At 28.1% G+C, this 23,781-nt stretch carries 24 protein-coding genes and 2 tRNA genes; 24 read left to right on the top strand and 2 right to left on the bottom strand.

Annotated elements, in window-relative coordinates; translation table 11 throughout:
• Positions 1–14 precede the first annotated feature (14 nt).
• The 5 genes from AC07E4_RS02720 to AC07E4_RS02740 all read left to right on the top strand — a co-directional run bounded on the left by AC07E4_RS02720 (position 15) and on the right by AC07E4_RS02740 (position 3,347).
• Positions 15–91: transfer RNA gene (locus tag AC07E4_RS02720), tRNA-Asp, on the top strand.
• Positions 92–97: 6 nt separating this feature from the next.
• Positions 98–172, top strand: a tRNA-Thr gene (locus AC07E4_RS02725).
• A gap of 270 nt (positions 173–442) precedes the next feature.
• On the top strand, positions 443–1,111 hold the full coding sequence (locus tag AC07E4_RS02730; protein ID WP_478215671.1) for an ABC transporter ATP-binding protein: 669 nt from the start codon (positions 443–445) through the stop codon (positions 1,109–1,111).
• Between the two features lie 19 nt (positions 1,112–1,130).
• Positions 1,131–2,054, top strand: coding sequence for a COG1361 family protein (locus AC07E4_RS02735; RefSeq protein ID WP_478215672.1), 924 nt, complete (start codon positions 1,131–1,133; stop codon positions 2,052–2,054).
• A 3-nt stretch (positions 2,055–2,057) separates the two neighbouring features.
• A complete protein-coding gene (locus tag AC07E4_RS02740; RefSeq protein WP_430830259.1) occupies positions 2,058–3,347 on the top strand; it encodes an ABC transporter permease in 1,290 nt (429 codons plus the stop codon).
• Between the two features lie 155 nt (positions 3,348–3,502).
• Here AC07E4_RS02740 and AC07E4_RS02745 read toward each other — a convergent pair whose 3' ends face one another.
• A complete protein-coding gene (locus tag AC07E4_RS02745) occupies positions 3,503–4,492 on the bottom strand; it encodes an ATP-binding protein (RefSeq protein WP_101541670.1) in 990 nt (329 codons plus the stop codon).
• The gene (locus AC07E4_RS02750) at positions 4,485–5,468 is read right to left on the bottom strand and encodes a DnaD domain protein (protein WP_034439708.1); all 984 of its coding nucleotides are present in this window, start codon (positions 5,466–5,468) and stop codon (positions 4,485–4,487) included. The genes AC07E4_RS02745 and AC07E4_RS02750 overlap by 8 nt, the downstream gene beginning before the upstream one ends.
• 600 nt (positions 5,469–6,068) lie before the next feature.
• Here AC07E4_RS02750 and AC07E4_RS02755 point away from each other — a divergent pair.
• From AC07E4_RS02755 to argF, 19 genes are all read left to right on the top strand, one after another.
• Complete coding sequence (locus AC07E4_RS02755; protein ID WP_051539994.1) at positions 6,069–7,076, top strand: M23 family metallopeptidase; 1,008 nt, start codon at positions 6,069–6,071, stop codon at positions 7,074–7,076.
• Positions 7,077–7,193: 117 nt separating this feature from the next.
• On the top strand, positions 7,194–7,652 hold the full coding sequence (locus AC07E4_RS02760) for a MarR family winged helix-turn-helix transcriptional regulator (protein WP_034439706.1): 459 nt from the start codon (positions 7,194–7,196) through the stop codon (positions 7,650–7,652).
• A 138-nt stretch (positions 7,653–7,790) separates the two neighbouring features.
• Entirely contained in the window at positions 7,791–8,237 is a 447-nt protein-coding gene (locus AC07E4_RS02765) for a MarR family winged helix-turn-helix transcriptional regulator (RefSeq protein WP_034439703.1), read from the top strand.
• 27 nt (positions 8,238–8,264) lie between these two features.
• The gene (locus AC07E4_RS02770) at positions 8,265–9,239 is read left to right on the top strand and encodes a beta-ketoacyl-ACP synthase III (RefSeq protein WP_430830258.1); all 975 of its coding nucleotides are present in this window, start codon (positions 8,265–8,267) and stop codon (positions 9,237–9,239) included.
• A gap of 23 nt (positions 9,240–9,262) precedes the next feature.
• On the top strand, positions 9,263–9,493 hold the full coding sequence (gene acpP / locus AC07E4_RS02775; RefSeq protein ID WP_034439699.1) for an acyl carrier protein: 231 nt from the start codon (positions 9,263–9,265) through the stop codon (positions 9,491–9,493).
• A gap of 15 nt (positions 9,494–9,508) precedes the next feature.
• Entirely contained in the window at positions 9,509–10,456 is a 948-nt protein-coding gene (gene fabK, locus AC07E4_RS02780; protein ID WP_430830257.1) for an enoyl-[acyl-carrier-protein] reductase FabK, read from the top strand.
• A complete protein-coding gene (gene fabD, locus AC07E4_RS02785) occupies positions 10,444–11,379 on the top strand; it encodes an ACP S-malonyltransferase (protein WP_034439695.1) in 936 nt (311 codons plus the stop codon). The genes fabK and fabD overlap by 13 nt, the downstream gene beginning before the upstream one ends.
• The gene (fabG, locus tag AC07E4_RS02790; protein ID WP_478215673.1) at positions 11,373–12,113 is read left to right on the top strand and encodes a 3-oxoacyl-[acyl-carrier-protein] reductase; all 741 of its coding nucleotides are present in this window, start codon (positions 11,373–11,375) and stop codon (positions 12,111–12,113) included. The genes fabD and fabG overlap by 7 nt, the downstream gene beginning before the upstream one ends.
• Positions 12,114–12,157: 44 nt before the next feature.
• Positions 12,158–13,396: a beta-ketoacyl-ACP synthase II gene (gene fabF, locus AC07E4_RS02795; RefSeq protein ID WP_478215674.1), complete on the top strand. Its 1,239-nt coding sequence runs from the start codon at positions 12,158–12,160 to the stop codon at positions 13,394–13,396.
• Positions 13,397–13,398: 2 nt separating this feature from the next.
• A complete protein-coding gene (accB, locus tag AC07E4_RS02800; protein ID WP_430830254.1) occupies positions 13,399–13,863 on the top strand; it encodes an acetyl-CoA carboxylase biotin carboxyl carrier protein in 465 nt (154 codons plus the stop codon).
• Positions 13,864–13,874: 11 nt separating this feature from the next.
• Positions 13,875–14,312: a 3-hydroxyacyl-ACP dehydratase FabZ gene (gene fabZ, locus AC07E4_RS02805; protein ID WP_430830253.1), complete on the top strand. Its 438-nt coding sequence runs from the start codon at positions 13,875–13,877 to the stop codon at positions 14,310–14,312.
• 16 nt (positions 14,313–14,328) lie between these two features.
• Complete coding sequence (locus AC07E4_RS02810) at positions 14,329–15,678, top strand: acetyl-CoA carboxylase biotin carboxylase subunit (RefSeq protein WP_478215675.1); 1,350 nt, start codon at positions 14,329–14,331, stop codon at positions 15,676–15,678.
• Between the two features lie 15 nt (positions 15,679–15,693).
• The gene (gene accD, locus AC07E4_RS02815) at positions 15,694–16,557 is read left to right on the top strand and encodes an acetyl-CoA carboxylase, carboxyltransferase subunit beta (protein ID WP_034439683.1); all 864 of its coding nucleotides are present in this window, start codon (positions 15,694–15,696) and stop codon (positions 16,555–16,557) included.
• 43 nt (positions 16,558–16,600) lie between these two features.
• A complete protein-coding gene (locus AC07E4_RS02820) occupies positions 16,601–17,419 on the top strand; it encodes an acetyl-CoA carboxylase carboxyltransferase subunit alpha (protein ID WP_478215765.1) in 819 nt (272 codons plus the stop codon).
• A gap of 100 nt (positions 17,420–17,519) precedes the next feature.
• Positions 17,520–18,161, top strand: coding sequence for an amidase domain-containing protein (locus AC07E4_RS02825; protein WP_478215676.1), 642 nt, complete (start codon positions 17,520–17,522; stop codon positions 18,159–18,161).
• Positions 18,162–18,765: 604 nt separating this feature from the next.
• Entirely contained in the window at positions 18,766–19,836 is a 1,071-nt protein-coding gene (locus AC07E4_RS02830) for an NAD(P)H-dependent flavin oxidoreductase (protein ID WP_478215677.1), read from the top strand.
• A 410-nt stretch (positions 19,837–20,246) separates the two neighbouring features.
• Positions 20,247–21,437: a MerR family transcriptional regulator gene (locus tag AC07E4_RS02835; RefSeq protein WP_034439652.1), complete on the top strand. Its 1,191-nt coding sequence runs from the start codon at positions 20,247–20,249 to the stop codon at positions 21,435–21,437.
• Between the two features lie 53 nt (positions 21,438–21,490).
• Positions 21,491–22,702, top strand: coding sequence for an arginine deiminase (gene arcA / locus AC07E4_RS02840; protein WP_034439650.1), 1,212 nt, complete (start codon positions 21,491–21,493; stop codon positions 22,700–22,702).
• Between the two features lie 47 nt (positions 22,703–22,749).
• Positions 22,750–23,745 (top strand): ornithine carbamoyltransferase, encoded by a 996-nt coding sequence (argF, locus tag AC07E4_RS02845; RefSeq protein WP_034439649.1) that lies wholly within the window; start codon positions 22,750–22,752, stop codon positions 23,743–23,745.
• Positions 23,746–23,781: the final 36 nt, after the last annotated feature.

The raw sequence follows: 23,781 nt of genomic DNA on the forward strand, positions 1-23,781 counted from the left end.
TGACCACCATATATGGCCTAGTGGCTCAGTTGGTTAGAGTACCGGCCTGTCACGCCGGGGGTCGAGGGTTCGAGTCCCTTCTAGGTCGCCAAGCTTTGCTGGCATGGCTCAACGGTAGAGCAGCTGACTTGTAATCAGCAGGTTGTAGGTTCGATTCCTATTGCCAGCTCCATGAAAAACCTTGAATATTAATTCAAGGTTTTTTTGTTGTCTTTTTATAGTTAAGTTATATTTTAAAGTAACAATGTAAAGCATAATTTATAGTTTAGGTTTAAAGAGTACTTTAATATGTACTCTTTTTTTATTTTAAGATTAAAAACATATAATAAAACAAGAAAATATAAATATTATTGACGGGAAAATAAAGTAACAAATATAATTATTTTGTAATATATAATAGAATAAAAAAATATAAAATTATTAAGAAAGGATGTGAGAACTTATGGAGATAGTTAAATGTACAGAAGTAAGAAAGAAATTTAAAATAGCTGATGATTATTTTGAAATATTAAAAGGTGTAAACTTATCTATTAATGAAGGTGAATTTGTATCTATTATAGGAGAATCAGGGTCTGGAAAGTCAACACTTTTAAATATATTAGGTGGATTAATGCCTGTAGATAATGGAGAAATTTTAATATTAAATGAAAGAGTGAACGAGCTGTCGGAAAATGAATTAGCATTGTTTAGAAAAGAGCATATTGGATTCATATTTCAGTCATATAATTTACTTCCACAATTAACAACTATAGAAAATGTAGAAATGCCACTTATATTTTCTGGAGTGCCTAAAGCAAAAAGAAGAACAATAGCAATGGAAATGATAGAAAGAGTAGGCCTTATTGATAGGATTAATAACAAACCTAGTGAATTATCAGGTGGACAACAACAAAGAGTCTCTATAGCAAGAGCATTAATAAACAATCCGAAGTTAATATTAGCAGATGAACCAACAGGAAATTTAGATAGTAAGACAAGTATTGAAATTTTAGATTTATTAAAAGAATTAAATGATACATACAATATGACATTTATAGTAGTTACTCATTCACAAATAGTTAATGAATATGCTAATAGAGTTATAAAAATGAAAGATGGACTTATATATTAAAATGTGGAGGAAATACATTATGAAGAAAAAGATAATTTTAGCAACAGTTTTATTTTTAGGAATGGTACAATTAACAAATATAAGAGTATATGCAAATGAAGTAGAAAGTAAACCTAATCAAAATCAAAATGAAAGCGGTTCAAATAATAATGGAAATATTCCAAGCATACATGAAAGTAATATACAATCTAAAAATATTATGATAAGTAGTGTAAATGTAACACCAAATGTAATTGAACCAGGAAAAGAGTTTTCATTGACATATAGAATTGAAAATATAAGTGGAAGAAAAATAGAAGGATTATCATTAAAAATAGTTGCTGTAGAAGGAAAGGGAACATTAGCGGGATTTATTCCTGTTGGAACTACAAATGAAATATATGCTGGTAGTATAGGTGTTGATGATGTAAAAGATGTAACTGTGAAGCTAGCAAGTGATCCAAGTCTAAAGGCTGGAACTTATAATTTTTTAACAAGTGTTATGTTTAATGTTAGTGGTCAGGAGCAAGAAGAAATAACTAAATTATCAGGTATTATGTTAACAAATAAGTCTAACTTAGATATTGAGGGTGTTGAGTGCAATACACAAGATGATGGAAGTTTATTAGTTGGGAATTTAAATAATAGCGGTGAAGAAAACTTAAGAAAAGTTGAAGTAAATGTATCTATTAATGGTGAGAAATATAAAAAATATATAGGAAAAATAGAGGGAGAAAGTGAGCAGATATTTGAGATACCTGTTAGTGCTGTCGAAGGAAGTACGAAAGCAATAATTGAGGTAAAGTATGAAGATGATAATGGAATAAAGCATACAACTAATCAGGAAGTAGACGTAGAAAAGAGTATAGAAATTAATAATGATGAAATTAATGCAGGAGAAGAAGAAGTTAAATCTAATGGATTTTGGGGTTCAATAAAAAGATTTTTTGGAATAGGTGCTTAGATTATGAAGTTTAGAGATTTAGTAGACATTGTATGGAAAAATATGTGGAAAAGAAAAGCTAGAACTATATTTACTATGATGGGAGTAATAATAGGTTGTTTAGCAGTGTTTATAATAAGCTCAATAACTAATGGATTTAAAAATTATCTTATGAATGAAATGGGTGGATTAATGAATACATCCATTATTACAATAACTCCTGCATATGAAATGGAAGGGGAAGATTCTTCAAAACTTAAAACAAAGTTAAATGATAAATGTATAGATGAAATAAAAGAATTATCATTTATAAAACAAGTTATACCAAAGAGAAGTTCTTCGGGAATGATTAAATATAAAAAAAATGAGACAAGTAGCCAATTCATAGGCTCTAGCTTTATTGAGAGTGAAAGCGAAAAAGAGATACTATTTGGACGATATCCTAAGGAAAATTCTAATGAAGTTATACTAGGCTATGATGTTGCAGCTATGTTGCTTGGATATAATTATGAAAACATTCAAGATGTAAATGAAAATGAATTAGAAGTTTTACTTAATGAAAAAATAAAGATTTATGCTAGTGAAAATTTTGAAGATGAAGATGGAAAAATAGTAAAATATAAAAAATTTAATTTACATGTTGTTGGAATATACAAATCCAATGGAAATTTAAATTATTCTATAAAAATGCCATTAAATATTATAAATAAATTTATAAAATCTGAAAGTGTATATTCAAAAGAAGATTTTACAGAGAGAATTAATAATTATGATGAGATAGAAATTGTTATAGATGAAACAAAAAATATAAATGAATATGAAGAAATATTAAAATCTATGGGATATAACACAATGTCTTTTAAAGATTTTGAAGAAAGTATACAAGGAACAATAAAAGGGGTCAAATTAGTTTTAGGTTCTTTAGCGGGAATATCCCTTATGGTTGCAGCTTTAGGTATAAGTAACACTATGGATATGGCTATACATGAAAGAAGAAAAGAAATAGGAATAATAAAAGTAATAGGTGGTACAATCAACGATGTAAAAAAAATATTTGTAGCTGAAGCATGTTTAATATCTTTTTTAGGAGGAGCAATTTCAATTGTTTTAGGACTAATTGTGGATATAATAATTAACATATTATCAAAGTCTATAACACAAGCTATTATGCAACAGGAAATAGATAGAATAGCAATTCCAAGCATATCTTTAATTATAGGTATATTAACATTTAGCTTGATAATAGGGGCTATTGCTGGATTTCTACCAGCAAATAAAGCAGCAAAAACAGATGTTATAACAGCAATAAAATAATATGTATTAATATTTTGAATAGATAGATATCATTCTATTAATAAATCAAAATTAACAATTATTCCAATATATGATATTATAAAAACAGACAAAGTTGGTTATAGTCGTTTATCCTTTAAGAGAATTTTCCTTTTGTATAAAAAACTCAACTAGAATTATCTAGTTGAGTTTTTTATTGTATTTCTTTTTAATTTTAATCTTAAGTCATCACCAAAAAATTTATATAAGGTAAAATTGCCAAATAATCTTGATGTTAATCTTTCAGAGTATATATCAGTTAATTCATCTAAAGAATAATTAGTAGATATAATCATTTTTTTATATCTAAGCATTTTAGCATTTAAAAGATTAAATAATTCCTTTTTTGAGAAATTAGACAATTGTTCTGTTCCTAAATCATCTATTATCAATAAGTCACAATCTACTAATGAAGTATATAGACTATCATTGTTATTAAATTTAGCGTCTTTAAGTGCAGCTATTAAATCATCTGCTGTTTTATAAATAACTGAGTAACCCATTTCAATAAGTTCCTTAGCAATACAATGAGTTAGAAAGGTTTTACCAGTTCCAGGATTTCCGTAAAAAAGTAAATTATCATTATGCTTATTAAATGTATCAATATAAATAATAGAGTTTTTATATATTTTAGCCATATTATTTTTAGGGCTTATTGGACTATTAAAAGCATCATCAGAAAAATAATTTATATTAAAATTATTAAAATTATTACTTCTTAAAGAAATGCTTAAATCAGAATTTTTATAAGCCACATTTACAAGGTATTTCTTGTAACAAGAACATTTAGATGTATAAATATAACCAGTATCTTTACATTTAGGACAATCATAATGAAAGTCTAGATAATCCATTGGATAACCATTAGCAACTAACAACTCTGATTTTTTCATTTTATATGTCATAATTTCATTTTTTATCTTATTAATATTAGATTCTCTATCATTACCAGGCTTTATAGCAGCTAATGACAAACCTAATGATAATTTTTGAATTTTATTTTCAATATCTAATATTTCTGGAACATTAGATTCAATTTCTTTTTTTCTATTTTGTAAATCTAGCTCATTAGACTTTCTAATTTGCTCATATAATTTCATAACTTCTGAATGAAAATTTTTAATCATTATCATACCATCCTAATAAATCTTTTTCTAATTCTTCAAAGTTATAAGAGCGTTGTTCAAAATTATTAAAGCTATCTTTATTTTTGTTAGAAGAATTCATAATTGGTTTATGATTTAATTTCTTTCTATCTTTTTTCTCAACATCTTCAAGTGAAGTTATATTAGATTTAAACCAACTATTTAAGATTCCATCTATATATTTAAAATCTGCCCTATTTAATCTTTCAAAACATATATCACAAGCTTTATATATTACATCTGCATTAAATTTATAGGTAGAAAACCATTTATAAATCATATCTTCCTGAGGCTTCATTACATCAGGAGAATTTATTCCTAAATACTTAAGGATTTTTCTAATATTTATCCATTTATCTTCATGACGTTTTATAAACATTTGAGCATCTTCAATAGTTTTTATATTATCATCATGCCAAGCAATAGCGATTTTTTCGAAATATCTGTAATCATTTTTACCTTTAGATACACAGTATTGGATAAGCAATAAAATTAATTCAGGTGAAAAATTAAAGTCTTTTTGCCAGCTTAGGTAAACTTCAATTTCTTTAGGAGATATAGTTCTACCGATTAGCTTTTCTATATCTTGTAGCATATCTTTAATAGAAGAATTATCAAGTTCTTTTAATATATTGAAATTTTTAGGTGGAGAATCTACAGAATCATCTAAGTCTATAAATTCTATTGTGTAATTGCCCATATTGTCTATGGCACACATTTTAACAACACCCATATCACTCCAATAGTTCCAGGCATTTAAAATGTCGCTTTCAAGTAGTGATAAGGTATTAGCGATAACAGCAGAATTGGCACCTAATTCGCCACTTATGCAATATTTCAATCCTAAAAGATACACTTTTACATATTCACCACGAGCATTAGCCATATATTTATCAATAAAAACATTATTTACTGGAGTATATCCCAAACTCTTATTTTTAAACATGAAAGTACTCATGCACATCCCTCACTTCTAAAACAAAATATTATCATAGAAATACACGATAAAATAATAATATTTTCTTTTATATAAATTGCGTTTTCTATAATGTCAGTCTTAAAATCATAGTTTATGCAGAAACTATGAAAATTATAACAATAAAATAATAATATCAAATTGCATTATCAATTTGATATTAGGTATAAAGTGTTATAATGCATATAAAAAAAGTATTAAAATCAAATATAAATTTATTAAAATCTTATAAAAGAGTAAGCTACATAATTGTAAGACACTTTTACAAAACTAGTTTTTTGATAGTTCATTATATAAAAATTTAATACTTAAATTAGATAGTATTTTTAAATCTGTCTATCATAGTTTTAATTTTAGTATAACATATATTATGTTAAAAGATTAGTATATTTTAATTTAGGTTAATGATTAAATAAATAAAAAATGGTTAATAATAGTCTAAGGTGCATTAATAAAGTAAAAAAATTTTTTATGTAAATTTAGGAGGAGATTTTTACGAAAGTTTATAAGTGTAAAAAATTTAAAATTGCTTTAGCTACCCTAATTATACTAGTATCAACCATTACAATATATAAATTAGAAGTGAATGAAGATTATTTTGTATATAATAGCAAGAATGAGATAATCACACACTATGAAGATGGTGATACAATTAAAAATGTATATAATGAAATATGTAAAAATATAAAGGATAAAAGTTTAAATTCAAAAGAGGAATTAACAATTAAAAAAGGTAGCATAAAAAATTATAAAAGCAAAACTAAAGAAGATGTAAAAAGAGATTTAGAAGAATACATACATGTAAATGGGTATGTTATGAAATCTGATAACATTCAAATAGGATATATTAGTGATCCTTCTATTGGAAATTCGGCAATAGAAGAAATAAAAAATGAATGTGTTAGTCAGTATAAGGGAGGAAATTTGCAAAATATAAAGGTAAACAATAATATAACATATGATAAAGCAAGTTTTTCCTTCAATAAATTAAATGATAAGGATTCTATAAAACAAAGCATTGCAAAGTTAAACAAAAGTGAAAATAAGGTTTTAAGTTTTACAGCAACAGAAGAAATAAGCAACTTAATTTTTACTAATATGGATGCAACCAATAATGAAACTAAAGCAAATGAAAATATAGAATCTAATCAAATAACTGAAGAAGAAAGCACACAAGTTGTGAATCGTAATTGTATGGGAACAACACCAATATTTCAAAATAAAGATTTATTTCCACCAACTGTAGGTGTAATTAGTTCCTACTTTGGAGAACGTTGGGGAACTGTTCATAAGGGGTTAGACATAGCAGCCAACCAAGGAACACCTATAAAAGCAGCCTTTGATGGAAAGGTTGAATTCTCAGGTGTTATGAATGGTTATGGAAATGTTATAATCTTATCACATGGTGGAAACAAACAAACTTTATATGCACATTGTAGTACTTTATTAAAAAATACTGGAGATACTGTAACAAAAGGTATGGAAATAGCAAAAGTTGGTAGTACTGGTGACAGTACTGGTCCACATCTTCATTTTGAAGTTAGAATTAATGGAAATGCAGTAGATCCACTAGAATATTGTGGTCAATAATATTAAAATATAATAAGATATAAAAAACAAAGTTAATGATTATACTTAACTTTGTTTTTTTAAACATAAATACTTTGAAATACGAAATATTTGATTTAGAAATAAGGGAGTGATCACATGAGTTTTAATGATTTAAAAAATGAAAAATTAAATAGTGTATTAGTAGATTTATTTAATTATATTTTAAAAATAGAAGAGAAATCTTTAGCAAGTGGTAAAATAAAAGATTTATCCATAACAGAAGTACATACAATAGAAGCAATTGGAATAGACAGTGAGAAAACAATGAGTGAAGTTGCAAAAAGTTTAAAAATAACTGTTGGTACATTGACAACAGCAATAAATAAATTAGTTAAGAAAGGATATGTAGATAGAAATAGACCAGAGGATGATAGAAGAACAGTAAAAATATCATTAACGCAAAAAGGAAAAGTTATACATAGAGCACATTCTATGTTTCATAATGAGCTAATAAGAAGTATGTTGTGTGAATTAGAAGAAGAAGAAGAGATAGTATTGATAAAAGCATTAAGCAAAATTGAAGAATTTTTTAAAGGAAAATATGAGGATTTATAGAATTGCGTGTAAAACACGCTTTTTTTTTATTAAAATATAAAATAAAAAATTTATATACTACCCTTGACTTTAATTTAAAACTGGATTATACTTTGACTATCAAAATATTTGATGATTAAAATAAAAGGAGGTGAATTAATGGAAATTAAATGTTCAAAAGAAAAACTGAATAGTGTTTTAGTTGAATTGTTTAATGACATATTGAAAATAGAAGAAAAAGCATTAAAGTGTGGACCTATAGATAATTTGTCCATGACAGAAATACATACTATAGAAGCAATTGGTATGTATCATAAAAAAAAAATGAGTGAAGTTGCTAAAAGTTTAAAAATAACGGTAGGTACTTTAACAACGGCTATAAATAAGTTGGTAAAGAAAGAGTATGTAGAAAGACATAGATGTGATGAAGATAGAAGAACAGTAAAAATATGTCTTACTAAAAAGGGTAAAGTAGTTTATAGAATACATCAGAAATTTCATGATGATTTAATAAAAGATATTATTTCTGAATTGACATATGATGAGGAAGTTGTACTTATAAAAACATTAGAAAAAATAGAAAAGTTTTTTATAGAAAAGTATTAAAATTTAAAGTTTAGAGAGGACTTATATATGGGTGTTAGGATAATTGGAACAGGAAAAGCAGTTCCCAAAAAGGTTCTTACTAATGAGATGATGTCAGAAATTTTAGACACTAGTGATGAATGGATATATAGTAGAACAGGAATTAAACAAAGATATATATCAACAGGAGAAACAAATACAAAGTTATGTGTTGATGCGGCAAAAGATGCATTAAAAGATAGTGGACTAAAAGGTGAGGATATAGACCTTATAGTAGTTGCAACTATTACTTCTGATAAACTTACACCTTCAACAGCTTGCCTTGTTCAAGCAGAAATTGGAGCTAAAAATTCAATGGCATTTGATATAGTTGCTGCTTGTAGTGGATTTGTATATGCACTTGATATTGCTGTTAAATTCATAAAAAGCAATGAATATAAAAATGTTTTAATTATTGGTGGTGAAGTGTTATCTAAAATATTAGATTGGAGTGATAGAAAAAATGCAGTTCTATTTGGTGATGGAGCTGGTGCAGCAATAGTCACAAATGATGAAAGTGATTATATAACATCAATAAACTGTGTAAGTGTTGGTGAAAAAGCACATACTTTAACGTGCAATAGCTTAGAAATAAAAAATTTATACAAAAAACATAGTGATGATTTTTCTAATTATTTGAGTATGGATGGAAAGGAAATCTTTAAGTTTGCAATAGATGTGATTGAAAAAAGTATAGAGAAAATATTGAAAGAGGAAAATTTAAGGTTTGAAGATATAGATTATATAATTCCACATCAAGCAAATAGTAGAATGATTGATACTATTGCAAAGAGAAAAAACTATGATAGAAATAAATTTTATATGAATATAGAACGATATGGAAATACATCTAGTGCAAGCATACCAATAGCATTAGATGAAATGAATAAGAAGAATTTATTAAAAGATGGTATGAAGATAATTTTAATAGGTTTTGGTGGTGGACTAACTTATGGAAGTGCACTAGTAAACTGGAAAAAATAAATTAATGATAGGAGATAGATGAAATGATAATAGAAAGAATAAAGAAAATAGTGGCAGAACAAGTAAGTATAAATGAGGATGAAATAAAAGTAGAGGCAAATTTTTCAGAGGAATTAGGATTAGATTCACTAGAATTATTTGAAGTAATAATAGCATTAGAAGATGAATTTAACATTGAGATACCTAATGAAGATTTAGAGAATATAAAAAATGTAAAAGAATTATCTGTATATATAGAGAAAAGAATAGGATAAAAATTGGAGGTAACTATGAGTTTCAATATTTGTGAAATGCTAGACATAAAATTTCCTATAATTCAAGGCGGTATGGCATGGATTGCAGATAGTTCTTTAGCAGCATCAGTTTCAAATGCAGGTGGTCTTGGAATAATTGCAGCAGGTAATGCACCAGCAGAATATGTTAGAGAAGAAATAATTAAAACTAAGAAGTTAACTAATAAACCATTTGGAGTAAATATAATGTTACTTAGTCCATATGCAGATGAAATAGCAAGAGTTGTTTGTGAGGAAAAGGTAAGTGTTGTTACTACTGGAGCTGGAAATCCAGGTAAATATATGGCTATGTGGAATGAAAATAATATAAAAGTTATACCAGTTGTGGCATCAGTAGCATTAGCAAAAAGAATGGAAAGGGCAGGAGCAAGTGCAATAATTGCAGAAGGTGCAGAGGCAGGTGGTCATATAGGAGAACTTACTACTATGACATTAGTTCCACAGGTAGTTGATAGTGTTCATATTCCAGTAATTGCAGCAGGAGGTGTTGCTGATGGTAGAGGAATGGCAGCTACATTAATGTTAGGCGCTAGTGGTGTTCAAATGGGAACAAGATTTTTAGTTGCTAGGGAATGCACAGTTCATCAAAATTATAAAAATAAAATAATAAGTTCTAAAGATATAGACACAGCAGTTACATCGAGAAGAACAGGTCACCCTGTTAGAGTTTTAAAAAATAAACTTACAAGAATATATCAAAAAGCTGAAAAGGAAAATTGTTCTATAGAGGAACTTGAAAGTCTTGGTGTAGGGGCATTAAAAAAAGCAGCTAAAGATGGAGATATAGATATGGGATCAGTTATGGCTGGACAGGTGGCTGGATTAATAAAGAAAGAGCAAACCTCCAAGGAGATTATTGATGAGATTATTGATGAGGTAAGTGAAATTTTATTAAAAAAAGAGGTGTTCAAGTGGGAAAGATAGCATTTGTTTTTCCAGGTCAGGGTTCTCAAATTGTTGGAATGGGAAAAGATTTTTATGAGAATATAGAAGAATCTAAAAAAATATTTGATGAAGCTAACAATATATTAAATTTTGATATAAAAAAGTTATGTTTTGAAGGACCTAAAAATGAATTGGATATAACAGAAAATACACAACCGGCATTGTTGACTTGTAGCATTGCAATTTTAAAAGCTGTAGAGAGCTTAAATATAAAACCAGATGTAGTAGCTGGACTTAGTTTAGGTGAGTATTCAGCACTTGTTTGTAGTGGGGCAATAGAATTCAAAGATGCGTTACAACTTGTAAAAAAAAGAGGATGGTTAATGCAGAATGCAGTTCCAATAGGACAAGGCGGAATGGCAGCAATATTAGGTTTAGAAAGTAAAAAAGTTGAAAGTATATGTACTGAATTAAAAGATTTAGGGTGTATTGAAATAGCTAATTTTAACTGTCCAGGACAAATTGTTATAGGTGGACAAATAAATTTAGTAGATACAGCAATAGAAATGGCACTTAATTTAGGGGCTAAAAGAGCAATTAAACTTTCCGTGAGTGCACCATTTCATACATCTATGCTTAAAGGAATTCAAAAGAAATTCTCAGACGAATTAAAAAATGTAAAAATAGAAAAAAACAGAGTTCCAGTTGTTACAAATGTAGATGCTGAATATATGAAAGAAATAAGACCTACATTAGAAAAGCAAATTGTAAGTTCTGTTATGTGGGAACAATGTGTAGAAAAAATGATAAATGATGGTGTTGATACATTTATAGAGATAGGTCCATCAAAAACATTGAGTTCTTTCATAAAAAAAATAAATAAGGATATGAAAGTGTTTAATGTTAGTGATATTCAATCATTAAGTAAATTAGAAAGTGAAATAAAGGAGGATCTATGTTAAAAGGAAAAAATGCAATAATAACAGGGGCATCAAGAGGTATTGGTAGAGAAATTGCTATTGAACTTGCAAAGTGTGGATGCAATATTGTTTTTAATTATAGAAGTAACGATGAATTGGCATATAACTTAGCATCTTTAATAAAGGAATATGGCGTTGAGTGTGAATACTTAAAAGGAAATGTTGCAAATTCAAATGATGCAGATAATTTAATAAAGCTTTGCAAGGAAAAATTTAAAACTGTAGATATATTAGTAAATAATGCAGGAATAACTAGAGATAACTTAATAATACGAATGAAAGAAGAAGATTTTAACGAAGTAATAGAAACTAATTTAAAAGGAACATTTAATACAATAAAAAGTGTATCTTCAATTATGATGAAGCAAAGAAGTGGAAGAATTATAAATATAAGTTCAGTAGTAGGCGTTAGTGGCAATGTTGGACAATGCAACTACAGTGCATCTAAGGCTGGAGTATTAGGAATAACAAAATCAATTGCTAAAGAACTTGGTGGAAGAGGAGTGACTGTAAATGCAGTAGCACCTGGATTTATAGAAACTGATATGACAAATATTCTTAACGATAAAGTTAAGGAAAATATAATAAACTCAATTCCATTAAAGAAGTTTGGAAAACCAGAAGACATAGCGAAACTAGTGTCATTCTTATCATCAGATGAGGCTTCATATATAACAGGTCAAACAATACATGTAGATGGTGGAATGATAATGTAATACTTTGATAATCAAAGCTATTTTCTATAAAAGGAGTAAAAGATATGAGTAGAAGAGTTGTTATAACGGGAATGGGTGTTTTATCACCTATAGGAAATAATGTTGATGAAATGTGGAATTCAGTAAAAGAAAATAAATGTGGAATAGATTTTATAACTAAATTTGATAATACAGACTTTAAGGTTTCAGTAGCAGGGGAGCTTAAAGAATTTAATATAGAGAAATACATGTCAAAAAAAGAAGCACATAGAATGGATAAATATGCTCAATATGCAATGATTGCAGCAGAGGAAGCAATTAATGATAGTAACTTAAATTTGGAGAATATAAACAAAGATAGAATGGGGGTTATTGTAAGTTCAGGCATAGGTGGAATTGAAACATTAGTGTCAGAACACAATAAAATGTTAGAAAAAGGACCTAGCAGGGTATCTCCATTTATGATACCAATGATAATATCAAATATGGCATCAGGACAAATTGCAATAAAGTATGGTGCAAAGGGAATTTGTACAACAGTAGTTACAGCATGTGCAAGTGGAACTAATTCAATAGGGGAAGCTTTTGAAGCTATAAAGTCAGATAGAACAGAAATAATGATTGCAGGTGGAGCTGAGGCCCCTATAACAGATATAGCTGTTGCTGGTTTTTCATCACTTACAGCACTAAGTAAAAGTGATGATCCTAAGAGAGCATCAATACCATTTGATAAAGAAAGAAATGGTTTTGTTATGGGTGAAGGTGCTGGTGTTGTAATTCTTGAAGAACTTGAAAATGCATTAAAAAGAAATGCAAAAATATATGGAGAAGTAGTTGGTTATGGAGCTACTTGTGATGCATATCACATAACAAAACCATCAGATGATTCAAGAGAAATTTCAAGAGCAATGGAGATGGCAATTAATCAAGCTAATATATCAAAAAATGAAATTTCTTATATTAACGCACATGGAACTAGCACATACTATAACGATAAATCAGAAACAAATGCTATAAAAGCGTTATTTAATGAATTTGCATATGAGATACCTGTAAGTTCAACTAAATCTATGATGGGTCATTTACTTGGAGCAGCTGGAGCAGTTGAAGCGATTATATGTGCAAAAGCATTAGAAGATAGTTTTATACCAGCTACTATAGGATTAGAAGTTAAAGATGAGGAATGCGATTTAAATTATGTTCCTAATAATGGAATACAAAAAGAAATTAAATATGCACTATCTAACTCATTAGGTTTTGGTGGCCATAATGCAACTCTTTTATTAAAAAAGTGGGAGGGTTAATTATGGATATAGAAAATTTAAAAGAAATTATAAAATTAATTAATGACTCCAATATTAGGTTTTTTGAGTTTGAAGAAGAGTCTACTAAAATAAAAATAAGCAAAGATTCAATAGTAGAAGAAAAAACTAATACTGTAAAAGAAATAGAAGAAGTAGAAGATGAAATTATAAAAGAGGAGACTATAGAAGTTATAGAAAATACAAATGAAAATGCCAAAAGTGAAAATATAAAAGAGATATTATCACCAATGGTAGGAACCTTTTATTCAGCTTTATCACCAAATGATGAACCATTAGTAAGAGTTGGTGATAGGGTAAAAAAAGGAGATGTAGTTTGTATAATAGAGGCTATGAAAGTTATGAATGAAATAGAGTCAGATATAGATGGTGTAGTTAAAGAAGTACTAGTTAAAAATGATGAGATGGTTCAGTATGGTGAAAAAATAATAAGAATTGAGGAATGTTAGGGGGGAGAAAAATGAGTCAAAAGGGATATAACATAAAAGAAATACAAGAAATAATACCACATAGATATCCATTTTTACTAATAGATAAAATAGTAGAAATAGTGCCTGGAGAAAAGGCTATAGGAATAAAAAATGTAACTATGAATGAATATTTTTTTAAAGGTCACTATCCAGATGAACCAATTATGCCAGGAGTTCTAATTGTTGAAGCATTAGCACAAGTTGGAGCAGTTGCTATTTTAGATAAAGATGAGTTTAAGGGGAAGAAACCAATATTTGGAGGCATAAAAAAAGCTAGGTTCAGAAAAGTTGTAGTTCCGGGAGACACCATTTTATTAAGTGTTGAAATGGTTAAGATAAGAGGTCAAATAGGTGTTGGAAATGCTGTGGCGACTGTAGATGGAGAAGTTGTTTGTGAAGCTGAATTAACTTTTGCAATAGTAGATTAATGGTGAGGGAATAAATATGTTTAAAAAGATATTAATAGCAAATAGAGGAGAAATAGCGGTAAGAATAATACGAACTTGCAAAGAAATGGGAATAAAAACTGTGGCAGTATATTCTGAAACAGATAAAAATGCATTGCATGTTCAACTTGCAGATGAGTCTGTTTGTATAGGACCAGATAAAGCAAAAGATAGTTATTTAAATGAAAAAAATATACTTAGTGCAACAGTATTAAAAGGTGCAGAAGCTATACATCCTGGATTTGGATTTTTATCTGAAAATAGCAAGTTTGCAAGGATGTGTGAGGAATGTAATATAGCATTTATAGGACCAGACTTCTCAAATATTGAACTTATGGGTAATAAATCCAATGCAAGAGAGGTTATGCAAAGGGCAGGAATTCCAATAGTTCCAGGTTCCGATGGAGTGATTAACGAATATGAGGATGCCTTAAAAATTGCTGAAAAAATGGGTTATCCTGTTATGATAAAAGCATCTAGTGGTGGAGGCGGAAGAGGAATAAGAATTGTACACAAAAAAGAGGATCTAAAAAGTGCATTTACTACTGCTAAAGCAGAGGCTAAAGCATGCTTTGGTGATAGTAGTATGTATATAGAAAAGTTTATAAAAAATCCAAAACATATAGAAGTGCAAATTTTAGGTGATAAATTTGGAAATGTTATATATCTTGGTGAAAGAGATTGTTCAATACAAAGAAGAAATCAAAAGATTATTGAAGAAGCGCCAGGGGCAACAATATCTAAGGAATTAAGAAATGCAATGGGAGAAGTTGCAGTAAGGGCAGCTAAGTATATAAATTATAAAAATGCAGGAACAATAGAGTTTTTATTAGATGAAGATAATAAATTTTATTTTATGGAGATGAATACAAGAATACAGGTAGAACATGGCATAACAGAAGTGATTTGTGATGTGGATTTAATAAAGGAACAAATAAATATAGCTAGTGGGAAAGAATTGACAATTAAACAAAGCGATGTAGAAATAAGAGGACATGCTATTGAGTGTAGGATAAATGCAGAAGATCCCAGTAAAAATTTTATGCCATGCCCAGGAGAAGTTAAATATTTAAATTTACCTGGTGGTTTAGGAATTAGAGTAGATACAGCAATATATAGTGGTTATGAAATTCCGCCAAGTTATGATTCAATGGTAGGAAAAATTATAGCATATGCACCAACACGATTTGAAGCAATTAAAAAGATGGAAAGAGCTCTGAGTGAGCTTATTATAGATGGAATTGAGACAAATATAAATTTTCATTTAGAGATTTTAAACAATGAGAATTTCTTAAATGGAGAATTTAGCACTAAATTTATTGATAAGGAATTTGGACATTGCTTTTAAATGAGGTGATTTTTTATGTTTGAAATAAGCAAACTTTTTATAAAGAAAAGACAGTATGCAACTGTACAAAATATAGAAAAAAATGAAAATAATCAAATAAGACCTACCATACCAGATGGGTTATGGATTAAGTGTAAGGGTTGTGGAAAATTATTATACAAACATGATTTAGAAAAAGGTTTTAATGTTTGTGAACATTGTAATTATCATTTTAGATTGGGAAGTAGAGAAAGAATAAAGCAAATTATAGATGAAAATACATTTGAAGAATTTGATATAAATATGACATCTGTTAATCCTTTAGAGTTTGATGGATATGAAGAGACTATAAGAAAAAATAAGGAGAATGCAAGCACTAATGAAGCTGTTGTAACAGGTAAAGGAAAAATAAATGGTAAAGAAACAATTATAGCTGTTATGGATAGTAATTTTATGATGGGAAGCATGGGGTCAGTAGTTGGTGAAAAAATAACTAGAGCAATAGAGTTTGCAACAAAAAATAATAAACCAATAATTATATTTACAGCGTCAGGTGGAGCAAGAATGCAAGAAGGAATATTTTCATTAATGCAAATGGCAAAAACATCAGCGGCATTAGCGAGACATAGTGATAGTGGAAATTTGTATGTTTCAGTTCTGACAGATCCAACAACAGGTGGAGTTACAGCAAGTTTTGCTATGCTTGGAGATATTATAATTGCAGAGCCTAAAAGCTTAATAGGGTTTGCTGGTAGAAGGGTAATAGAGCAAACTGTAAAAGAAAACTTACCAGATGATTTTCAAAAAAGTGAGTTTATGTTAAAAAGAGGATTTATAGATAAAATAGTTCATAGAAGAGAGTTAAAAGATTTTTTAGCAAAACTTTTAATATATCATTAACAATATAAGTAGAAAATATTAGTTAGGGGTAGAATTATTGAATATGAAAAAAGAAGAATTTAAAAATAGAACAGCATGGGATAAAGTTTTGTTAGCTAGGGCGACAAATAGGCCAACATCACTTGAGTATATAAATAATATATTTGATGATTTTATAGAACTTCATGGAGATAGATGTTTTGGTGATGATGCTAGTATTGTGGCGGGAATAGGTGTTTTAAATAAAATGCCAGTTACAATAATAGCTCAGCAAAAAGGAAAAAATACCAAAGAAAATATATTAAGAAACTTTGGAATGCCTAAAGCAGAAGGATATAGAAAAGCATTAAGGATTATGAAACAAGCTGAAAAATTTAAAAGACCAGTTATATGTTTTGTTGATACTCCAGGTGCATTTTGTGGTGTTGAGGCTGAAGAACGAGGACAAGGAGAAGCTATTGCAAAAAATCTATTAGAGATGTCTAATTTAAAAACACCTATAATATCAATAGTGATAGGTGAAGGTGGTAGTGGCGGAGCACTAGGAATTGCTGTTGCCGATGAGGTATGGATGATGGAAAATTCCATATATTCAATACTATCTCCAGAAGGATTTGCAAGTATTTTATATAAAGATAGTAAAAAAGCAAAGAAGGCTTCAGAAGATATGAAAATAACAGCAGATAATTTATTTGAGTTTGGAATAATTGATAAAATTATAGAAGAACCAATAGAAGAAACACATATGGATTTGGAATCTATGTGTAATGATATAAGAATGCATTTACATGAATCTATAGAAAAACTAAAGACGAAACCTATACAAATGCTTTTAAATGATAGATATGATAAGTTTAGAAAAATGGGTGAAGTACAAGAATAAGAGTTAATATTTTAACAAAATTTAAAAACAAAACTGAAACTTCTGCATATAATATATAAAAATGTATAAATTTTAAAATTATGTGTGGTTGGTGGTAGTATTGAAGTTAAAAAACAAGTTTATAAAAATTGGAAAAAAATTAAAAATTAAAGATGAGAATATGAAAAGAAATAAAAACTATGATAGAGTGTCAGCAAAACACTATGTAGAAATATATGCAGAAGCATCTAATATTAATGATTACCCTATATTTATAGAAAATGATTGTACTAATTTTATATCACAAGCATTAGAGGCTGGTGGAATGATTATGGAAGGGCAAGATTATAGATTGAAAAATAGTTGGTTTTGTTATACAAAAGATGCGGGAAATTTGAATAGAGTATCATTAAGTTGGAGAAGTGCTAGATATTTTAGAAGATATTGGGGAAATGAAGATGGATTTGGATATAACAAAGCAAAATTATATAAGGAAATTACAGTAAAAGAAGCCTTTGAAAATTTTGAAGAGTTATATAAATTCTTAGAAATTGGAGATGTAGTTCAATATGGAGATCCCAATAATAAAAATTATCCGTATCATACTCAAATGATACATGCTAAGGAATATAATCTTGTTTCAAATAGAAATGATTTATTTGTAGCACAACATAGTGTAAATAGAAAGCATGTGTCCTTATATGAATATTTAAAGTTGTTAAGGAATAAAGAGGAAAGAAAGATATATATTTATCATTTTTAAATTAGAATTAATTTAATTTATTGTTAGCATGTGAAAACATGCTTTTATTATAGGGTTCCAAGTTGAAAAATGAAATTATTCAAATAATAAATGAGAATAGTGGTATTCCAAGAAACAGTAATTATTTAAAATGTTATTCATAAAATTTCAAAGAAACTCTAATGAATTTGCCATTTTATTTCCAAGACTAAACGGCTATAAGTGAATTAAATTCAGAGCTATGTAATTAAATTCTAGCCTATTTTTCATAACTCTTCGTCAGTAATTCACATTAATAAAATACCATTATTGATGCGAATTGCTTCCTTGATTTATAAAAAATATACATTGAATTTTTAATTACATATTTCTAAATTTAGTTCACACGACGTCCTGTCTAGGCAGTCGCTGAACCCGTCCTTGGGTTCAGGTCTTGAAAATAAAACACAAATTAATAAGATTTTCTAAATCAATTTTTAAAGAAATACTAATTTAAATAATTCCTGTTTCTTGATGAAATAAAAAAAGTTTTTCAATTGATAAAGATGTTATTTAAAATTTGAGCTTGGAATCCTATAAAAAATATTTTATAAAATCGAAGATGAATAAAGGGAGGAACGAAAGTATGAATTTTAATTCTTTAAGGATAGGAAATTTAGAAGCTAAAGTACCTATTATTCAGGGTGGAATGGGAATAGGGATATCATTATCCAATCTTTCAGGTACTGTTGCAAAAGAAGGTGGAATAGGTATTATTTCTACAGCACAGATAGGATATATGGAAGATGATTTTGAAAGTAATACATTAGAAGCAAATTTAAGAGCCCTTAAAAAGCATATAGAAAAAGCACGTGAGATAGCTCCAAAAGGAATAATAGGAATAAATATAATGGTTGCAACTAAGCACTATGAAGAACACATAAAAGTAGCTATTGAATCAGGAATTAATCTTATAATATCAGGTGCTGGAATACCTAAAAACCTTCCTAAATTGGTAAAAGGATATGATGTTAAGATTGTACCAATAGTATCAAGTTTAAAAGCAGCAAAGCTAATACTGAAGTTATGGGATACAAAATATAATGTAATTCCAGATGCTATAGTTGTAGAAGGACCAAAAGCTGGAGGTCATCTTGGATTCAATAAAGCTGAACTTGAAAATGTAGATAACATTGGATTTGATGAATGTGTAAAAGATATAATTAATTTTAAAAAAGAATATGAAGAAAAATATAAAAAAAATATATCCATAATACCAGCTGGTGGAATTTATGATGGAAATGATATTGCAAAATATTTAAAAATGGGAGCAGATGGAGTGCAAATGGGGACAAGGTTTGTAGCTACAGAAGAATGTGATGCACATAAGAATTTTAAAATGGCATATGTAGATTGTAAAAAAGAAGATATAAATATAGTTAAAAGTCCTGTTGGTATGCCAGGAAGAGCAATAATAAATCCATTTATAAAAAAAGTTGAAAATGAAAAAGAAGTAATAAAAAAATGTTATGATTGTTTAATACCATGCAATCCTAGGACAACGGATTATTGTATAACAAAGGCTTTAATAGAATCAGCAAAAGGTAATGTAGATAGTGGACTTCTATTTTGTGGAGAAAATGCTTATAAAATTAAAGAAATAAGTACTGTAAAAAATGTTATAAGTGAGTTACTAAGAGAAATAGAGAATTGTTAATTGTATATAAAAACAAACATAACGTAACAAATATAAATATAAATAAAAAAAATAATTTATAATGAAAAAATATTTTATGTGATAAAATAAATGCATTTAAAACAAGTACAACTTATAGATTTTATTCAAAAGAGCCTTATTAATTAAGGCTTTTTTTATGTAATTTATTAATATGAAATTTAGAATATATAAGTAAATAGATTAAATTAATGTTAATATTTTCTAAAAAAACAATGAACTTTGAAAAAATATTGAATAAAAATGTTAAATTAGTATTTAATGGTAATAAATTCAATAGGCTAAATCAAGTCGAAATAATTAGAATATAATAAATATTTAAAAAATAGTATTGACACCTACGTTACGTAACCATATAAAATAAAATTAGGCAATAGCTTGGGGGGATAAAGATGGAGGAAAAAGAATTTTACACAACAGGTGAATTTGCCAAAATGGCAGGGGTTACAATAAGGACAATTAGATACTATGACACCATTGGAATATTGAAACCAAGCATGAGAAATGAGAAAGGTCATAGGCTTTATACAAATAAAGATTTTATAGAGTTAAAAAGAATTTTAGCATTAAAATATTTAGGATTATCTTTAGATGAAGTCATTGCTACTGAAGAAAAGAATTTTGACAAGGACGATATGGAAAGATCATTAAAGTTACAAAAAAATATTATAAAAAACAAGATGAATCAAATGAAAATAATTTTAAATGCTATAGAAACAGCAGAAGTTAGTATGAAAGAAAACAACAATCTAGAATTTTACAACACTATAGATATAATAAAAATGCTAGAAGGTGAAAAGGAGCTATTACAAAGATCAATAGATTCTTCTAATTTATATGCTGATATAAAACTTCAAGATAAATTTGGGTCTAATACAGAAGGATGGTACACATGGGTCTTCGATCATATGGATTTTAAAGAAAATGACAAAGTTTTAGAGATAGGTTGTGGAAATGGTGAGTTGTGGCTGAAAAATATAAATAAGCTAGAAAATAATGCCAACATAACCTTAACTGATATTTGTGAAGATATGATAAGAGATGCTAAAGAAAATTTGAAGAGTGAAAAGTATAACTTTAAATTTGAAGTAGCAGAACCATCTAGACTACCATATGAAAATGAATCCTTTGATATAGTTATTGCAGATCATATACTTTTTTATATGAGAGATTTAGATTCAGTTTTAAAAGAGATAAAAAGAGTATTGAAAAAGGGTGGATATTTCTATTGTTCAACAATGGGAAATAAAAATATGAATGAATTAGAAGACTTAATATTAGGATTTAGTAAAAACATTAGAATATCAAGAGACAAGATTTCTAATAAGTTTGGCTTAGAAAATGGGGAAAAAATATTAGGAAAATATTTTAAAGATATTAATTTAAATTTATATGAAGATAAGTTAATAATAAATAATTATATAGATATATTGGAGTATATATACTCCATACCAGGAACTATTTTAGAAATAGTTGATACTAGAAAAAAAGAGTTTGAAAACTATGTATATGAGAAAATAAAAAAGGACAAAGGCATTAATATAACTATTAATAGTGGGGTATTTAAAAGTATAAGGTATTAAATTTATATACATGGTAAAAAAGATAAATCAATAATAGAAGAAAGGGAAGAGTTATGGGAATAAGTGTAACAAGTGAAATAAAACCACTTAAAAAAGTTTTGCTGCACAGGCCAGGAAGAGAAATTGAAAACTTAACACCTGAGTATTTGGAAAGATTGCTATTTGATGATATTCCGTATTTAAAAGTAGCTCAAGAAGAGCATGATGAATTTGCAGATGTATTAAGAAAAAATGATGTTGAAGTAGTATATCTGCATGAGTTGATGGCTGAAGCTATAAAAGATGATGAAGTAAAGGATGAGTTTATAAAGCAATTTATTAAAGAGTCAAAAGTGAAAAGTGTACAGGCTAGAGAAAATATATATGATTATTTAAAATCTTTTACCTGTAATGAAGAGCTTGTACGAAAAACTATGGAAGGAATAAATAAGTCAGAATTGCCTAAAGTAAAAAATTGTACATTAACTGATTATATTGATGATTCATATCCATTTATCACTGATCCTATGCCGAATTTATATTTTACAAGAGATCCATTTGCATCTATAGGGAGTTCGATAAGTTTAAATAGAATGTACTCAATAACTAGAAATAGAGAGACAATATACGCAGATTATATATTTAGACATCATAGAGATTATAAAGATACAAGTAGGATTTATGATAGAACACTTGAGCACCATATAGAAGGTGGAGATATACTAAACTTAAATGAAAAAGTACTAGCAATAGGTATATCTCAAAGAACTACATCTGAAGCAATAGAAAAACTTGCTAGTAATATATTCTTTCAAGAGGATAGTGAAATAGAAACAATATTAGCATTTAAAATTCCAAAAACAAGAGCATATATGCATTTAGACACCGTATTTACACAAGTTGATTATGACAAATTTACAATACATCCACAAATAGAAGGCCCATTAGAAATATTTGAACTTACAAGGGGAAAAGAAAAACAATTAAATATTAAAAAAGAGAGCATGACGTTAGAGGAAGTACTTTCTAAGTATTTAGAGTGTGATGTAAAACTTATAAGATGTGGTGGGGGAGATTATGTAATATCTCAAAGAGAACAATGGAATGATGGGTCTAACACATTGTGCATAAGACCTGGTGAAGTTATAGTATATGCAAGAAATTATGTTACTAATGAAATTTTATTAAAAAACAATATAAAAATTCATGTTATTCCATCATCAGAGTTATCAAGGGGCCGTGGCGGTCCAAGATGCATGTCTATGCCTTTAATAAGAGAAAGATAAAATTTAAATATATAAAATAAAAATAGATAATTAGGGGGTTTTTTAAAATGGCAATTAATTTAAGGGGACGTTCATTTTTAAAATTATTAGATTTTACACCAGAGGAAATAAGATACTTATTAGATTTATCTAAAAATTTAAAGGAATTAAAAAGAGCAGGTATAGCACATAAAAGATTAGAAGGAAAAAATGTAGCAATACTATTTGCAAAGGATTCAACAAGAACAAGATGTTCATTTGAAGTTGGTGCTATGGATTTAGGTATGGGAGTTACTTACCTTGGACCTACAGGTTCTCAAATGGGTAAAAAAGAGTCAATAGCAGATACAGCAAGAGTACTTGGAAGAATGTATGATGGAATAGAATATAGAGGATTTGATCAATCTATAGTTGAAGAACTTGCAGCATATGCTGGAGTACCAGTTTGGAATGGGTTAACAACTGAATTCCACCCAACACAAATGCTTGCGGATTTATTAACTATTGAAGAGAAATTTGGTAGATTAAAAGGCATAAACTTTGTTTACATGGGAGATGCAAGAAATAATATGGGAAATTCATTGATGGTTGCTTGTGCAAAAATGGGATTAAATTTCACTGCATGTGCACCAAAAGACCTATTCCCAGCAGAAGAATTAGTTAATACATGTAAAGAAATTGCAAAAGAAAATGAATGTACTATAACATTAACAGAAGATGTTATGGAAGGAACAAAAAATGCAGATGTAATATATACTGATGTTTGGGTATCAATGGGAGAACCAGATGAAGTTTGGGAATCAAGAATAAAAGAATTAAAACCATTCCAAGTAAATAAAAAAGTTATGGATAATGCAAATAAAAATGCAATATTTATGCATTGTCTACCAGCATTCCATGATTTAAAAACTACTGTAGGAAAACAAATGGGAGAAAAATTTGGAATAACTGAAATGGAAGTTACTGATGAAGTTTTTGAATCAAAACAATCTATGGTATTTGATGAAGCTGAAAATAGAATGCATACAATAAAAGCTGTAATGGCAGCAACAATAGGACTATAGAAGTATATAAAAAATAGATATCTGTGAAAAAGTAAA

It is taken from the genome of Clostridium amazonense (assembly GCF_056431285.1).

Excerpts from the sequence above, each read along its gene's own strand:
- AC07E4_RS02835 (WP_034439652.1), top strand. The coding sequence starts at position 20,247 with ATGGAGGAAAAAGAATTTTACACAACAGGTGAATTTGCCAAAATGGCA.
- AC07E4_RS02745 (WP_101541670.1), bottom strand. The coding sequence starts at position 4,492 with ATGATTAAAAATTTTCATTCAGAAGTTATGAAATTATATGAGCAAATT.
- AC07E4_RS02820 (WP_478215765.1), top strand. The coding sequence starts at position 16,601 with ATGAAAAAAGAAGAATTTAAAAATAGAACAGCATGGGATAAAGTTTTG.
- AC07E4_RS02810 (WP_478215675.1), top strand. The coding sequence starts at position 14,329 with ATGTTTAAAAAGATATTAATAGCAAATAGAGGAGAAATAGCGGTAAGA.
- AC07E4_RS02750 (WP_034439708.1), bottom strand. The coding sequence starts at position 5,468 with ATGAGTACTTTCATGTTTAAAAATAAGAGTTTGGGATATACTCCAGTA.
- fabK (WP_430830257.1), top strand. The coding sequence starts at position 9,509 with ATGAGTTTCAATATTTGTGAAATGCTAGACATAAAATTTCCTATAATT.
- accD (WP_034439683.1), top strand. The coding sequence starts at position 15,694 with ATGTTTGAAATAAGCAAACTTTTTATAAAGAAAAGACAGTATGCAACT.
- AC07E4_RS02730 (WP_478215671.1), top strand. The coding sequence starts at position 443 with ATGGAGATAGTTAAATGTACAGAAGTAAGAAAGAAATTTAAAATAGCT.
- AC07E4_RS02740 (WP_430830259.1), top strand. The coding sequence starts at position 2,058 with ATGAAGTTTAGAGATTTAGTAGACATTGTATGGAAAAATATGTGGAAA.
- accB (WP_430830254.1), top strand. The coding sequence starts at position 13,399 with ATGGATATAGAAAATTTAAAAGAAATTATAAAATTAATTAATGACTCC.
- arcA (WP_034439650.1), top strand. The coding sequence starts at position 21,491 with ATGGGAATAAGTGTAACAAGTGAAATAAAACCACTTAAAAAAGTTTTG.
- AC07E4_RS02735 (WP_478215672.1), top strand. The coding sequence starts at position 1,131 with ATGAAGAAAAAGATAATTTTAGCAACAGTTTTATTTTTAGGAATGGTA.
- fabF (WP_478215674.1), top strand. The coding sequence starts at position 12,158 with ATGAGTAGAAGAGTTGTTATAACGGGAATGGGTGTTTTATCACCTATA.
- acpP (WP_034439699.1), top strand. The coding sequence starts at position 9,263 with ATGATAATAGAAAGAATAAAGAAAATAGTGGCAGAACAAGTAAGTATA.
- argF (WP_034439649.1), top strand. The coding sequence starts at position 22,750 with ATGGCAATTAATTTAAGGGGACGTTCATTTTTAAAATTATTAGATTTT.
- AC07E4_RS02830 (WP_478215677.1), top strand. The coding sequence starts at position 18,766 with ATGAATTTTAATTCTTTAAGGATAGGAAATTTAGAAGCTAAAGTACCT.
- fabG (WP_478215673.1), top strand. The coding sequence starts at position 11,373 with ATGTTAAAAGGAAAAAATGCAATAATAACAGGGGCATCAAGAGGTATT.
- AC07E4_RS02765 (WP_034439703.1), top strand. The coding sequence starts at position 7,791 with ATGGAAATTAAATGTTCAAAAGAAAAACTGAATAGTGTTTTAGTTGAA.
- fabZ (WP_430830253.1), top strand. The coding sequence starts at position 13,875 with ATGAGTCAAAAGGGATATAACATAAAAGAAATACAAGAAATAATACCA.
- AC07E4_RS02770 (WP_430830258.1), top strand. The coding sequence starts at position 8,265 with ATGGGTGTTAGGATAATTGGAACAGGAAAAGCAGTTCCCAAAAAGGTT.
- AC07E4_RS02760 (WP_034439706.1), top strand. The coding sequence starts at position 7,194 with ATGAGTTTTAATGATTTAAAAAATGAAAAATTAAATAGTGTATTAGTA.